Origin of the sequence: Zestomonas insulae, assembly GCF_016901015.1 — a bacterium.
GTDB classification, from domain to species: Bacteria; Pseudomonadota; Gammaproteobacteria; order Pseudomonadales; family Pseudomonadaceae; genus Aquipseudomonas; species Aquipseudomonas insulae.
The window spans coordinates 65,014-78,644 of sequence record NZ_JAFEUP010000005.1; the positions used below are offsets into that span (position 1 = coordinate 65,014).

General features: G+C 68.1%; 14 protein-coding genes. 5 read left to right on the forward strand and 9 right to left on the reverse strand.

All coding sequences use genetic code 11. The features are described 5' to 3' along the window. Positions 1-19: 19 nt before the first annotated feature. The 8 genes from JQX08_RS16180 to bioB form a co-directional block, all read right to left on the reverse strand. Positions 20-1,324, reverse strand: a complete 1,305-nt coding sequence (locus tag JQX08_RS16180) for a diguanylate cyclase (RefSeq protein ID WP_205349443.1) — start codon at positions 1,322-1,324, stop codon at positions 20-22. A gap of 137 nt (positions 1,325-1,461) precedes the next feature. Continuing rightward, positions 1,462-3,267 carry a phenylacyl-CoA dehydrogenase gene (locus JQX08_RS16185; protein WP_205349444.1) on the reverse strand — a complete coding sequence of 602 codons (1,806 nt, stop codon included), beginning with the start codon at positions 3,265-3,267 and terminating at the stop codon, positions 1,462-1,464. Between the two features lie 271 nt (positions 3,268-3,538). Beyond that, complete coding sequence (locus JQX08_RS16190; protein WP_205349445.1) at positions 3,539-3,790, reverse strand: hypothetical protein; 252 nt, start codon at positions 3,788-3,790, stop codon at positions 3,539-3,541. A 71-nt stretch (positions 3,791-3,861) separates the two neighbouring features. Then, positions 3,862-4,548 carry a dethiobiotin synthase gene (gene bioD / locus JQX08_RS16195; RefSeq protein ID WP_430472543.1) on the reverse strand — a complete coding sequence of 229 codons (687 nt, stop codon included), beginning with the start codon at positions 4,546-4,548 and terminating at the stop codon, positions 3,862-3,864. 99 nt (positions 4,549-4,647) lie between these two features. Next, complete coding sequence (gene bioC, locus JQX08_RS16200; protein ID WP_205349447.1) at positions 4,648-5,481, reverse strand: malonyl-ACP O-methyltransferase BioC; 834 nt, start codon at positions 5,479-5,481, stop codon at positions 4,648-4,650. Continuing rightward, the gene (locus JQX08_RS16205; protein WP_205349448.1) at positions 5,474-6,199 is read right to left on the reverse strand and encodes an alpha/beta fold hydrolase; all 726 of its coding nucleotides are present in this window, start codon (positions 6,197-6,199) and stop codon (positions 5,474-5,476) included. Before JQX08_RS16205 ends, bioC begins: the two co-directional genes overlap by 8 nt. Next, the gene (gene bioF / locus JQX08_RS16210) at positions 6,192-7,373 is read right to left on the reverse strand and encodes an 8-amino-7-oxononanoate synthase (protein WP_205349449.1); all 1,182 of its coding nucleotides are present in this window, start codon (positions 7,371-7,373) and stop codon (positions 6,192-6,194) included. Before bioF ends, JQX08_RS16205 begins: the two co-directional genes overlap by 8 nt. Positions 7,374-7,476: 103 nt before the next feature. After that, positions 7,477-8,532: a biotin synthase BioB gene (bioB, locus tag JQX08_RS16215; RefSeq protein ID WP_205349450.1), complete on the reverse strand. Its 1,056-nt coding sequence runs from the start codon at positions 8,530-8,532 to the stop codon at positions 7,477-7,479. A gap of 84 nt (positions 8,533-8,616) precedes the next feature. Between bioB and JQX08_RS16220 the strand changes: the two genes are divergently transcribed. The 5 genes from JQX08_RS16220 (at position 8,617) to rarD (ending at position 12,586) form a co-directional block, all read left to right on the forward strand. Continuing rightward, positions 8,617-9,351, forward strand: a complete 735-nt coding sequence (locus JQX08_RS16220) for a ComFC family protein (RefSeq protein ID WP_205349451.1) — start codon at positions 8,617-8,619, stop codon at positions 9,349-9,351. A 55-nt stretch (positions 9,352-9,406) separates the two neighbouring features. Beyond that, a complete protein-coding gene (locus tag JQX08_RS16225) occupies positions 9,407-10,171 on the forward strand; it encodes a TOBE domain-containing protein (protein ID WP_205349452.1) in 765 nt (254 codons plus the stop codon). A 52-nt stretch (positions 10,172-10,223) separates the two neighbouring features. Beyond that, positions 10,224-11,198 carry a serine/threonine protein kinase gene (locus JQX08_RS16230; RefSeq protein WP_205349453.1) on the forward strand — a complete coding sequence of 325 codons (975 nt, stop codon included), beginning with the start codon at positions 10,224-10,226 and terminating at the stop codon, positions 11,196-11,198. Positions 11,199-11,270: 72 nt separating this feature from the next. Further along, a complete protein-coding gene (gene osmE / locus JQX08_RS16235; protein WP_205349454.1) occupies positions 11,271-11,612 on the forward strand; it encodes an osmotically-inducible lipoprotein OsmE in 342 nt (113 codons plus the stop codon). An 89-nt stretch (positions 11,613-11,701) separates the two neighbouring features. Continuing rightward, a complete protein-coding gene (gene rarD, locus JQX08_RS16240; RefSeq protein WP_205349455.1) occupies positions 11,702-12,586 on the forward strand; it encodes an EamA family transporter RarD in 885 nt (294 codons plus the stop codon). Positions 12,587-13,103: 517 nt separating this feature from the next. Here rarD and JQX08_RS16245 read toward each other — a convergent pair. Then, on the reverse strand, positions 13,104-13,622 hold the full coding sequence (locus JQX08_RS16245) for an ACT domain-containing protein (protein WP_205349456.1): 519 nt from the start codon (positions 13,620-13,622) through the stop codon (positions 13,104-13,106). Between the last annotated feature and the right edge of the window lie 9 nt (positions 13,623-13,631).

Genomic DNA, 13,631 nt, shown 5'->3' on the forward strand with positions numbered 1-13,631 from the left:
CCGGCTGAATGGAGCGCTATCAGCGCGCGCTGACCGGGGCCTCGCTGGCGCGCTCGCGCACCGCCCCGCTGCGCTGCTGGCCGTGCGCCCGCACGCAGTTGCGCCCGGCCGACTTGGCCGTGTACAGCGCCTTGTCGGCGGCGCGGATGACGTCCTCGAAACCCTTCTCCTGACGGCGCTCGGCGACGCCGATGCTGATCGTCACCGACACGCTGCCACGCTTGCCGCCGCTGCGCTGTTGGCGCCCCTGGCGGTCGTTGCGCGGGCGCTGGCCCTTGTCGCGCAGCTGCAGCGGATAGCCCTCCACCGCCTGGCGCACCGCGTCGAGGTGCGGCAGGCACTCCTCGAGGCTTTTGCCGGGGAACAGCAAGGTGAATTCCTCGCCGCCGTAGCGGTACGCGGTGCCACCGCCGCCGACCTTGCGCAGCTGGCTGGCGACCAGGCGCAGCACCTGGTCGCCGACGTCGTGGCCGTGGGTGTCGTTGAACTGCTTGAAGTGGTCGACGTCGGCCATGGCGATCACATAGTTGCGCCCCAGACGCTGCAGACGCTCGTTCAGCGCGCGGCGCCCGGGCAGGCCGGTGAGTTCGTCGCGGAAGGCCATCAGGTAGGCCTCGTGGGCGACCGCGACCATCAGCATGAGCATCACCTGGCTACACAGGATGTTCAGCGCCAGCGGCACGTTGAAGGTGCGCGGCAGCATCCACAGCAGGCCAGCCAGGCCGACCAGAAACGCTGCGTGCAGCGGCCGTGGACGACGCAGGTATTGCACCAGCAACGCCACGCCGGCCAGCAGGAAGGCCGCGTAGGCGAGTTGCACCAGGCTCATCCAGCCGGCCTGCAGCAGCTCCCATCGCGTGCTGCTGAGCCACTCCAACAGCGCCTGCGGGTAACGCTGCGCCAGCCCTGCGAATACCGCGCCGACTGCCAGCAGCACCGCGCTGCGCGCGACCAAGTCCTGGACCAGGTGCGAGCGCTCCTGCCAGAGTCCCTGCACGGCATACAGCAACGGCAGCAGCAGGCTGACCAGGTGGAACATCAGCGCCGCATCGGCGAGTGGCTTGCCGTGCGCCCGGTAGTAGTCGGCCTGCGTGTCGAGGACGAAGTAGCCGAGGTATACGACCAGCAGCAGGAAGGCTTCGCGCTGCCGCGAATAGGCCAGGCAGAAGGCGCCACCGAGCAGCAGCAGCAAAGTCGGCAGGACGTTGAACAGCGACACGAAGAACTCGTTGAGACCACCGAGCGTGGCTGCCAACAAGCCGGCCGCCAACAGCAGCAGCGACGGCAGGAAATGACCGATTCGGAAGGCGGCAAGACGGGACACGCGGGCTCCGGTGTCAGCAGGGGCGAAGGCTGGCATTTTGCCTCAACTCGCCGACAAATCCTGCGGGTTGTCCGCGAAAAAACAAAAACGCCGCGGACCCGGAGGTACGCGGCGTTCTGCGTGACGCGCCGTAGGGCTTAGTAGCCCAGGGCGAAGTCCTCTTCCGCCAGGTCCATCAGGTTGCCGGCGCCGGAGGCGATGGCTTCCACGTGGGTGCGGGTACGCGGCAGGATGCGGCCGAAGTAGAAGCGCGCGGTCTGCAGCTTGGCCTTGTAGAAGGCGGCTTCTTCGGTGCCGGCAGCCAATTTCTCGGCAGCCAGACGGGCCATGTCGGCCCAGAAGTAGGCCAGGCAGACGTAGCCGGAGTACATCAGGTAGTCCACCGAAGCGGCACCGACTTCCTCGCGGTCTTTCATCGCCGCCATGCCGATCTTCATGGTCAGCTCGCCCCACTCTTTGTTCAGCTTGTTCAGCTGCTCAACATACGGCTTGACCGCTTCGTTGCCTTCGTTGGCCTGGCAGAACTTGTGGACGATCTTGGTGAAACCTTTCAGCGCTTCGCCCTGGGTCATCAGCACTTTACGGCCGAGCAGGTCGAGCGCTTGCACGCCGGTGGTGCCTTCGTACAGGCAGGAGATGCGGCTGTCGCGGACGTTCTGCTCCATGCCGTGCTCGGCGATGAAACCGTGGCCGCCATAGATCTGCACGCCGTGGTTGGCCGACTCGAAACCGACTTCGGTCATGAACGCCTTGGCGATCGGAGTGAGGAAAGCCAGCATCGCGTCGGCGGCTTTCTTCTCTTCTTCATTCTCGCTGCGCTGGACGATGTCGACCTGCTTGGCGGTGAAGTACACCATCGCGCGGTTGCCTTCGGCGAAGGCCTTCATGGTCAGCAGCATGCGACGCACGTCCGGGTGGACGATGATCGGGTCAGCGGCTTTTTCCGGGGCTTTCGGGCCGGTCAGCGCACGCATCTGCAGACGCTCACGAGCGTAGGCGATGCCGCCCTGGAAACCGATCTCGGCGTGGGCCAGGCCTTGCAGCGCGGTACCCAGGCGAGCGGTGTTCATGAAGGTGAACATGCAGTTCAGGCCTTTGTTCGCCGCGCCGATCAGGTACCCCTTGGCCGCGTCGAAGTTCATCACGCAGGTGGCGTTGCCGTGGATGCCCATCTTGTGTTCGATCGAACCACAGGACACGGCATTGCGCTCACCCACCGAACCGTCGGCGTTGACGTTGAACTTCGGCACGATGAACAGCGAGATGCCTTTGGTGCCTTGCGGCGCGTCGGGCAGGCGGGCCAGCACGATGTGGACGATGTTGTCGGCCATGTCGTGTTCACCGGCGGAGATGAAGATCTTGGTGCCGGAGATCGCGTAGCTGCCGTCGGCCTGCGGTTCGGCCTTGGTGCGCAGCATGCCGAGGTCGGTGCCGCAATGCGGTTCGGTCAGGCACATGGTACCGGTCCACTCGCCGGACACCAGCTTGGTCAGGTAGGTGTGCTGCTGCTCCGGGGTGCCGTGCGCGGAGATGGTGTTCATCGCGCCGTGCGACAGGCCCGGGTACATGCCCCACGACCAGTTGGCCTCGCCGACCATTTCGCTGATCGCCAGGCCAAGGGATTCCGGCAGGCCTTGGCCGCCGTGCTCGACGTCATGGGCCAGGCTCGGCCAGCCGCCTTCAACGAACTGCTCGTAGGCAGCCTTGAAGCCGGTCGGAGTCTTCACGCCTTCGGCGCTCCAGGTGCAGCCTTCCAGGTCGCCCACGCGGTTCAGCGGCGCGATCACTTGCTCACAGAACTTGGCACCTTCCTCGAGGATGGCGTTAACCATGTCCGGGGTGGCGTCCTGGCAGCCAGGCAGGCTCTGATAGTGCGCTTCGTAGCCGAGCAGTTCGTCACGAACGAAGCGAATATCACGCAAGGGGGCCTTGTAATCAGGCATAGCGATAAACCTCTACGGTGGGTTCCTGGGTGTGTCGACCGGAAGGCGGTCAAGGTGCGGGAGCAACCCGCCGGCCACTCAGAAAGAATGACCGTCAAACAGTTGTTTGAAACATACGTTTAGGTCTGAACCTTGTCAAGCCGTGACCAACAGCTATCCGTCAGTCACTTTCGCGACTTTGTGCTGGGGAGTTGGCAATCTGGATGGTCACGGCGCGCCAGGCTGGCGCATACGTTACGGCAACAGGCCCCGCCGAAAGACGGGCGCAGGGTCAGGCGCGGGTATCGATGAGGGTGCCGAGCACTTCGTCAGTGGTCTTGATCAGCTTGGCGCCGGCTTCGGCCTCGATCTTGCCCTGCTGCAGTTCGACCAGCTGCACCGCCAGGTCGGCGCTGGTCGGCGCGACGGCCGCCACTTCAGCATGCGCCAGGCTGGCCCCGGCGATCTCGCCGGCGGCACGCTCGGTGCGCTGCTGGCCGCTGTGCAGGGAACTCAATCCGGCGGTGAAGGCGCTGATCTGCATGCTGCGTGCTCTCGCATTAAGGGCGTGAAGCCCGAGGAGCCGGCAGACATCTACCGGCAACGGCACATCCCTTATAGCGGCAGCAGGCGGCTCAGATCAAGGTGCGCGGCCACCGCCGCCGGAGTCGCGGCCGGCAGGTGCGGCACCCGACCGAGGCAGGGCGCCGGCAGGCGCTCGGCCAGGGTGGCGAGATTGTCGTCCAGCCGCGAGGTCGCCGGATCGACCACATTGGCCACCCAACCGGCCAGCGGCAGGCCATCACGGAGGATGGCTTCAGCGCTCAGCACCGCGTGATTGATGCAGCCGAGGCGCACGCCCACCACCAGGATCACCGGCAGACCGAGGGCGATCGCCAGGTCGGAGAGCGTCTCCGCACCGGCCAGCGGCACCCGCCAGCCGCCGGCGCCTTCCACCAGACTGAAATCCGCACGCTTGGCCAGCACCGCCTGCACCGGCGCCCGCAACGCCTCGACGCTCAGCGTCACGCCCGCCTCACGCGCCGCCAGGTGCGGAGCGATGGCCGGGGCGAATGCCAGCGGATTGACCTCGGCGTACTGCAGCGGCAGCGTGCACTCGCCGAGCAGCGCCAGCGCATCGCTGTTACGCAGCCCCGCGGCGCTTGGCTCGCAGCCGGAGGCCACCGGCTTGGCCGCGGCGGTGCTCAGCCCGGCGCGCCGCGCGGCGTGCAGCAGGCCGGCGGCGATGGTGGTCTTGCCAATTTCGGTGTCGGTGCCGGTGACGAAATAGGCGCTACTCATTGGCATCGTGCTCCACACGACCGACGACCACTGGGTCTTGCCGGCTCGCTAACCAGTTGCAGGGTATCGGTACCGGTCACGAAGCAGGCCTGGGCCATCTCAACGGTCCTTGTGCAGCACGCCGTAGACCACCTGGTAGGTGGCCGGCAGGCCCTGCGGTTGGCGGAAGCGCTCGTAGGCCTCGATCAGCGCGAGGATGCGTGCCCGCCCGGTCAGGCCGCCGGGGCGTCCCGGATTGAGGTTGTGCGCGCCGAGCGCCTTGAGTTCGTGGGTCAGGCAGCGCAGGTCGGGGAAATGCAGCACCTGCGGCTGGCGCTGCAGGCCGAGCAGGCGCAGGCCGCTGGCGCCGCACAGGCGTTGGTAGTCCTCGAAACGGCGGAAGCGGTTGACGTGGACGAAGCCGTCGACCGCCTGCCAGCTGTCGCGCAGCTCCTGCAAGGTGCCGACGCACAGGCTGCTGAACGCCAGCACGCCGCCCGGGCGCAGCACGCGGCGCGCCTCGGCCAACACGCTAGGGAAATCGCCGCACCACTGCAGCGCCAGGCTGGAGAACAGCAAGTCGACGCACTCGCTCTGCAGCGGCAGGCGCTCGGCGTCGCCGGCAATGAAGCCGCGCGCCCCGCCGAGCGGCCGGGCGTGCTGCAACATGCCTTCGGCAATATCCACGGCCAGCCCCTCGGCGGCGGGAAAGCGTTCGGCCAGGGCGCGACTGAAGTGCCCGGTGCCGCTGCCGAGGTCGAGCCAGCGCTGCGGCGCGAGGCTGCCCGGCAGACGCGCCAGCAAGTCGCTGCCGACCGTGCGCTGCAACGCGGCGACGCTGTCGTAGCTGCCGGCGGCGCGGGAAAACGACGCGGCGACCTGGCGCTTGTCGGGCAGATAGCCGTCGCGGTCGAGCACCGCGGCGGTGGCGAGGCGCAGTACCGGCTCAGACATCACTGCCCTCCCGCATGAAGGCGAGTATGGCTGCAGCCACCTCGTCGGGTTGTTCCAGCGGTAGGCCGTGACTGCTGCCCGGCAAAACGTTGACTTCGACATCCGGCAGCCAGTCGAGCAGCGCCTGCGCCGCCGCGGCCGGGACCAGCGCGTCGTGCTCGGCGAACAGGTGTAGCTGCGGGCCGGCATAGCCCTGCAGCGCGGCGCGGGTGTCCAGCACCGAGAGCAGGCGCAGCCCGGCGTCGAGCACCTCGGCCGGCAGTGCCGGCTGGGTGACCTGCAGCTGCCGCGCCAGGGTGCGCGGATCGCGCGCGCCCTGGGCAACCAGCAGGCTGAAGCGTTTCAGCGTCTGCACGGGATCGAGCCGGCAGGCTTCGTGGAATGCGGCGAACACCGCCTGGGGCATCGCCGTCGGCCAGTCCTCGCGGGCGCGGAAGCAGGCGTTGCTACACACGCCGACCAGGCCGCGGCAGGCATCGCCGCGCCGCGCGGCCAGCTGGGCGGCGAGCATGCCACCGAGCGACCAGCCGGCCAGCCAGCAATCCGCCGGTAGGCGTGCATCCAGCGCGTCGAGCCAGGCGCCAGACTGGCCCAGCTCGGGCAGCGCCTCGATGTCCACCTGCAAGTGCGGGGCACGTTCGAGCAGTGCCTCGCGCAAGGGTTCCAGGGCGGCCGCGCCGATCGCCCAGCCGGGCAGCAGGATCAGGTGTTCACGCACGGCCGCTGTCCTCCTGGCCGAGCAGCGCCCAGCATTCGGCGAGGGCGTCCAGCAGGGTTTCCAGCTGCGCCGCAGTGTGTGCCGCCGACAGCGTGACGCGCAGCCGCGCGGTGCCGGCCGGCACGGTCGGCGGGCGGATCGCGCCGACCAGCAGGCCACGCTGCTTGAGCAGCGCGGTGAGGCGCAGCGCGCGCTGGCTGTCGCCGATCAGGATCGGCTGAATCGGCGTCGGGCTGTCGACCAGGGTCAGGCCGATCTCCGCGGCGCCCTGACGGAAGCGCGCGATCAGCTGGTTGAGGTGGTCACGGCGCCAGCTTTCGCGGCGCAACAGCTCGAGACTCTTCAGCGTGGCGCAGGCCACGGCCGGCGGCTGGCTGGTGGTGTAGATATACGGGCGGGCGAACTGCACCAGGGTCTCGATCAGCTCCTCGCTGCCGGCGACGAAGGCGCCGGCGGTGCCGAACGCCTTGCCGAGGGTGCCGACCAGCACTGGCACATCATCGATGCCCAGACCGAAATGCTCGACGATGCCGCCGCCGGTCGCGCCCAGCGGGCCGAAGCCGTGGGCGTCATCGACCATCAGCCAGGCGCCCTTGCGCCGCGCCGCGGCGCACAGCGCCGGCAGGTCGGCGAGGTCGCCATCCATGCTGAACACCCCGTCGGTGACCACCAGGGTATTGCCTTCAGCCTTGTCCAGGCGCTTGCCAAGGCTTTCGGCATCGTTGTGCAGATAGCGCGAGAAACGCGCTCCGGAGAGCAGCCCGGCGTCGAGCAGCGAGGCGTGGTTGAGGCGATCCTCGAGCACCGTGTCGCCCTGCCCGACCAGCGCGGTGACCGCCGCCAGGTTGGCCATGTAGCCGGTGGAGAACAGCAGCGCGCGCGGCCGTCCGGTGAACTCGGCGAGCGCCTCTTCCAGCGCATGGTGCGGCGTGCTGTGGCCGATCACCAGGTGCGAGGCGCCACCGCCGACGCCCCACTGCTCGGCACCTTGCTGCATGGCGCGGATCACTTCGGGGTGATTGGCCAGGCCCAGGTAATCGTTGGAACAGAACGCCAGCAGGCGCTGGCCGTCGACCTGCACCTCCGGGCCCTGCGGGCTGTCCAGCAGCGGGCGCTGGCGGTACAGGTGCGCGGCGCGGCGTTCGGCGAGGCGAGTAGCGAGGTCAAAACTCATGGCGATGCCCGATGGCCAACCGCGCAGCGACTAGCCACCTGTCGAGAAACAGAGGTGAGGCAGCAGGCGGTTGGCATCTCGGCCCGTCCCGCCCGCTGGTCGATCAAACGGCTGCGTCGTAGAACAGCTTGGAATCGCGCTGTTCGACCAGCGCCTGCTCGATGGCCGCCTGGTGCACTTCGTCGGCGTGCTCTTCGCGCTCTTCCGGCTTGATGCCGAGGCGGGCGAACAGCTGCATGTCCTTGTCGGCCTGCGGGTTGGCGGTGGTCAGCAGCTTCTCGCCGTAGAAGATCGAGTTGGCGCCAGCCATGAAGGCCAGGGCTTGCATCTGTTCGTTCATCTGTTCGCGGCCGGCGGACAGGCGCACGTGCGACTTCGGCATCATGATGCGCGCCACGGCCAGGGTGCGGATGAAGTCGAACGGATCGACGTCCTTCTCTTCGGCGAGCGGCGTGCCCTTCACTTTCACCAGCATGTTGATCGGCACCGACTCCGGATGCTCGGGCAGGTTGGCCAGCTGGATCAGCAGGCCGGCGCGGTCGTCGACCGATTCACCCATGCCGAGGATGCCGCCGGAGCAGATCTTCATCCCCGCCTCACGCACGTAGGCCAGGGTCTGCAGACGCTCGCTGTAGGTGCGGGTGGTGATGATGTTGCCGTAGAACTCCGGCGAGGTGTCGAGGTTGTGGTTGTAGTAGTCGAGGCCGGCTTCAGCCAGCGACTGGGTCTGCTCCTGGGTCAGCTTGCCGAGGGTCATGCAGGTTTCCAGGCCGAGCTTCTTCACGCCTTTGACCATTTCCAGCACGTAAGGCATGTCCTTGGCCGACGGATGCTTCCACGCCGCGCCCATGCAGAAACGCGTTGAGCCGATGGCCTTGGCCTCTTCCGCGGCCTGCAGGACCTTCTGCACTTCCATCAGCTTTTCTTTGTCCAGGCCGGTGTTGTAGTGGCCGGACTGCGGGCAGTACTTGCAGTCTTCCGGGCAGGCACCGGTCTTGATCGACAGCAGCGTCGAGACCTGCACGCGATTAGGGTCGAAATGCGCACGGTGCATGGTCTGCGCCTGGAACAGCAGGTCGTTGAACGGCTGTTCGAACAGGGCGCGGACTTCGGCGAGCGACCAATCGTGACGGGTGGCCTGAACGGCGGATGCATTCATACGGTTATTCCTTGTTGTTGGCTCGCGCCGGACTGTTAGAGTCGACGGCACGACACGGATGTCGGGGATATTTAGGGAAGGCCAATGCGCTGTCAACCGGGTTTCCGAAAAGCGGTTTACATCTGGACAAAAAACAACCAATTCTGCTTGCTCTGCGATGAACCGAGTGGCGCTGAGCAGCCTCTGTGCCATGCCTGCGAGCTCGAGCTGCCCTGGCTCGGCGCGCAGTGCCGGCAGTGCGCAGTGCCGCTCGTCGTCGAAGACCAGGTGTGCGGCGCCTGCCTGCGCCGTCCACCGAGCTTCAGCCGGGTGATCGCGCCGTGGCGCTACGAGTTTCCCCTCGATAGCCTGATCACCCGCTTCAAGCACCAGGCCAAATGGCCGCTCGGCCACCTGCTCGCCGCACGATGCGCAGAGCACCTGCTGCAGGCCTACGCCCAGGGCCTGCCGCGCCCCGACCTGTTGCTGCCGGTGCCGCTGGCGACCCGCCGTCTGCGTCAGCGCGGTTTCAACCAGGCCGCGCTGCTGGCGCGCTGGTTGAGCGCAGCGTTGCAGTTGCCACTCGACGAAGACGCACTGCGCCGCTGTCGCGACACGCCCGCGCAGCAGGACCTGGATGCCGCCGCACGGCGCCGCAACCTGCGCGAGGCCTTCGCCCTGGCGCCCGGGGTGGCGCTGGCCGGCCGGCATGTCGCGGTGGTCGACGACGTGGTCACTACCGGCGCCACCGCCGAAGCGCTGGCCCGCCTGCTGCGCCGCGCCGGCGCCGCAGAGATCGACCTGTACTGCCTGGCGCGCACGCCGCAGCCCGGCGATTGACGGCGGCGCCGCTTTACGGAACCCTCGCTGTATAGCCAACACCATGACGCCGCCCATGTCCGCCCTCACCGCCCTCGCCCAACACGTCACCCGCCGCCCGCAACGCATGGCGTTGCTCGAACAGATCGCCGAGCAAGGCTCGATCACCCGTGCCGCCAAGGCTGCCGGGCTGAGCTACAAGGCGGCCTGGGACGCGATCGACGAACTCAACAACCTCGCCGACCAGCCACTGGTCGAGCGCACGGTCGGTGGCCGCGGCGGTGGCGGCGCGCGGCTGTCCGCCGAGGGCGAGCGCCTGCTCGCCCTGTACAAGCGTCTCGAGGCGCTGCAGGCCCAGGTGCTGCAGGCCGCCGAAGACGACCGCGACCTGCAGCTGCTCGGCCGCCTGATGCTCAAGACCAGCGCGCGCAACCAGCTCAGCGGGCGGGTCGCAGCGATCCGCGCGCAGGGCCGCAACGACCTGATCGAGATCGAGCTGGCCGGCGGCTGCCGGCTGACCGCGCAGATCACCCACCACAGCACCGAACGCCTCGAACTGCAGGCGGACACCACCGTGGTGGCACTGATCAAGGCCGGCTGGATCAAGCTGCAGCCGTTCACCGCCACGGCGCCGGAGGAGTTCAATCAGCTGGAAGGCTGGATCGAGCAGATCGTCGCCGACCCGGAAGGGCCCAGCGAGGTGCGCATCGGCCTGCCCAGTGGCCAGACCCTCTACGCGCTGATCGACGCCGAGCGCCTGGCCGGCTTCGGCCTGCAACCGCGCGACGCGGTGCGCGCGCTGTTCTCGCCGCAGCAGGTGTTGCTCGGCACCCAGCTCTGAGCCCGGCCGCGCAGATCGGCGTACACTGGGCGCCCCTGTGCCGGAGTCGCCCATGTCCCATCCCTTCGCTGAGCTGACCCCCGACCTGGTGCTCGACGCCGTGGAAAGCCTCGGCTTCGTCAGCGACGCCCGCGTGCTGGCGCTGAACAGCTACGAGAACCGGGTCTATCAGGTCGGTATCGACGAGGGCGAGCCACTGATCGCCAAGTTCTACCGCCCGGCCCGCTGGAGCGATGCGGCGATCCGCGAGGAGCACGCCTTTACCTTCGAGCTGGCCGAGCATGAGGTGCCGGTGGTGGCGCCGCTGCTGCACGACGGCGACAGCCTGTTCAGCCACGCCGGCTTCCGCTTCGCCCTGTTCCCGCGCCGCGGCGGTCGCGCGCCGGAGCCGGGCAATCCCGACCAGCTGTACCGCTTCGGCCAGTTGCTCGGCCGTCTGCACGCGATCGGCGCCAGCCGCCCGTTCGCCCACCGCGAGACGCTCGACGTCGCCAGTTTCGGCCACGCCTCGCTGGCCACTCTGCTGGACGGCAACTTCGTGCCGAAGAGCCTGCTGCCCGCCTACAGCTCGGTGGCGCGCGACCTGCTCGGGCGCCTCGACGAACTGTTCGCCCGCACCAGCTTCACCAGCATCCGCCTGCACGGCGACTGCCATCCGGGCAACCTGATGTGCCGCGACGAGCTGTTCCATATCGTCGACCTCGACGACTGCCGCAGCGGCCCGGCGATCCAAGACCTGTGGATGATGCTCGCCGGCGAGCGCCACGAGCGGCAGAGCCAGCTCGCCGAGCTGGTCGACGGCTACCAGGAGTTCCACGACTTCGCGCCGCGCGAGTTGGCGCTGATCGAGGGCCTGCGCGCCCTGCGCCTGATCCACTACAGCGCCTGGCTGGCGCGCCGCTGGGACGACCCGGCGTTCCCGCAGAGCTTTTCCTGGTTCGGCAGCGAGCGCTACTGGGGCGAGCAGGTGCTGGTGCTGCGCGAGCAGCTGGCGGCCCTCGACGAAGAGCCGCTGCGCCTGTTCTAGGCGCCGAGCGGCACCGCCGCCGACGCTTGAGGGGCTACGCTTGCACTGAGCCCCTGCCGCCGAGGTGACGCCATGTCCAGGCTGCTATCGGCGGGCGTCGTCGCCCTCGCCGGCCTCGCCGCCTGCACCAACTTGCAATCCACTTATCAAAACGAACCACTGGTGGCCCAGGTGCGCCCGGGCATGAGCCGCGAGCAAGTCCACCAGCTCGGCGGCGCGCCGCTGGCCAGCGTGCCGCGCAAAATCGCCGCCGGCACCTGTGACGACTATCAGTTGGGCCGCAGCGGCGCGGCGACCACCTACTACGTCGCCTACGACGCCAGCGGCAAGGTGCAGAGCACCGGCTTCACCAATTGCAACGGCTTCGAGCACGCCGAATACGACCGCGCCAACCCCGACCATGGCGGCTACTGAGCCGCGCCCAAACCTGAGCGATCGGACAACTCTGCGGTGCGCCGGCTAAACTTGGGCGCTTCGTCTGCCGTTCAAGCCAAGGATCGTTCATGGCTACCGCCAACCCGCGCCGCGGGTATCTGCTGGGCCTCACCGCCTACACCATCTGGGGCCTGTTCCCGCTGTACTTCAAAGCCATCCAGCAAGTCCCTGCGCTGGAAATCGTCGTGCACCGCGCGCTCTGGTCGGCGCTGTTCGGCGCCCTGTTGCTGCTGGTGTGGAAGCACCCCGGCTGGTGGCGCGAGCTGCGCGAGAACCCGCGGCGTTTCCTGGTGCTCGGCGCCAGCGGCGCGCTGATCGCCAGCAACTGGCTGGTCTACGTCTGGGCGGTGAACAACGGGCGGATGCTCGAAGCCAGCCTCGGCTACTACATCAATCCGCTGGTCAACGTGCTGCTCGGCATGCTGTTGCTCGGCGAACGCCTGCGCCGCCTGCAGTGGCTGGCGGTCGGCCTCGCCGCGCTGGGCGTAGCGCAGCAGGTGTGGCTAGTCGGCAGCCTGCCGTGGGTGTCACTGGCGCTGGCGCTGTCGTTCGGCTTCTACGGGCTGATCCGCAAGCAGGCGCCGGTCGCCGCCGCGCCCGGGCTGGTGGTGGAGACCTGGCTGCTGGTGCCGCTGGCGCTCGGCTGGCTGCTCCTGCACCCCGGCGCGGTGAGCAGCCAGGCGAGCTTCTGGAGCACCCCGCAGGCCTGGTGGCTGATCGCCGCGGGGCCGATCACCCTGGTGCCGCTGGTGTGCTTCAACGCCGCGGCGCGTCACCTGCCCTACACCACCCTGGGCTTTCTGCAGTACCTGGCGCCGACCCTGGTGCTGCTGCAGGCAGTGCTGCTGTTCGGCGAACCGCTGCACAGCGGTCAGCTGCTGACCTTCCTGTGCATCTGGGCGGGCCTGGCGCTCTATAGCATCGACGCCTGGCTGACCCTGCGGCGCAACTGAGCAGTTTTTCGCCACGCGCCGCCAGGCCGCGCCGGCGCTGGCGTGGCGCCGGGCATCCCAAGCTTGTCCACAGATCTGTCCCCGGAGTTTGTGCACAAGCCCGACGTCCGCCGCGCGGCCTGCTCAGTTTTTCACCGCCCCCTCCGAGGCCGCAGCGGGGTTGAGCTGCAGGCGGCGCTCCAGAGCTTATCCACACAATTGTCCACGGCTTTCGGGGACAACTCGCCGCCGCGCGTGCGGCCCTCGGCGTGGGCTGGCCGCGCACTGGCGCGAGCGCGGTGGCGCAGCGCACGAGCCTGCACAAAAAATCAGCGCACCGCCACAGGCCACGGCCGACGCGGCCTGCAGCCGATCATCCCACGCTTATCCACACAATCATCCCCGGACTTTGTGCACAAAGCCGCTGGCGCCGCTACTTTTTTCGCCAGACAAACAAAAGCCCCGGCGCACTAGCTGATGCGGCGGGGCTCCCCAGGTTATCCACAAGCCTGTCCACGCGTTTCGGGGGTAACTGCGCTCAGGCGTCGCTGCGCAGATTCAGCTCCACCATCAGGTCGTCGGCGAGGGTTTCCAAGCGGTTCTGCAGCAGGTCGAGGGACAGCGTCAGCGGCACCGCCAGCACTGCTTCGGCATGAAACAGCGGCTCGCTGCTCATCGGCGCCGGCACCACCTCGGTGGTCAGGCTCTCGATGTTGATGCCGTGCTCGCTGAGCAGGCGGGTAATGTCGCGGACGATGCCGGGACGGTCGTTGCCGACCAGATCGAGGTGGATCGGCTTCCAAGTGCAGGACGGATCGATGCCGCTCTCCGCCAGCAGCACGCGGATGCCCTGTTCGTTGAGCGCCTGTAGGCCGTCGACCAGTTCGTCGTAGGACTCCGCCGGCACGCTGATCTTGAGGATCCCGGCGAACTGCCCGGCCATCCGCGACATGCGGCTCTCCAGCCAGTTGCCGCCGTGCTCGGCGATGCAGCGCGCGATGCGTTCGACCAGGCCGGGCTGGTCCTGGGCGATGACCGTGATTACGAGATGATTCACGCGTGACTC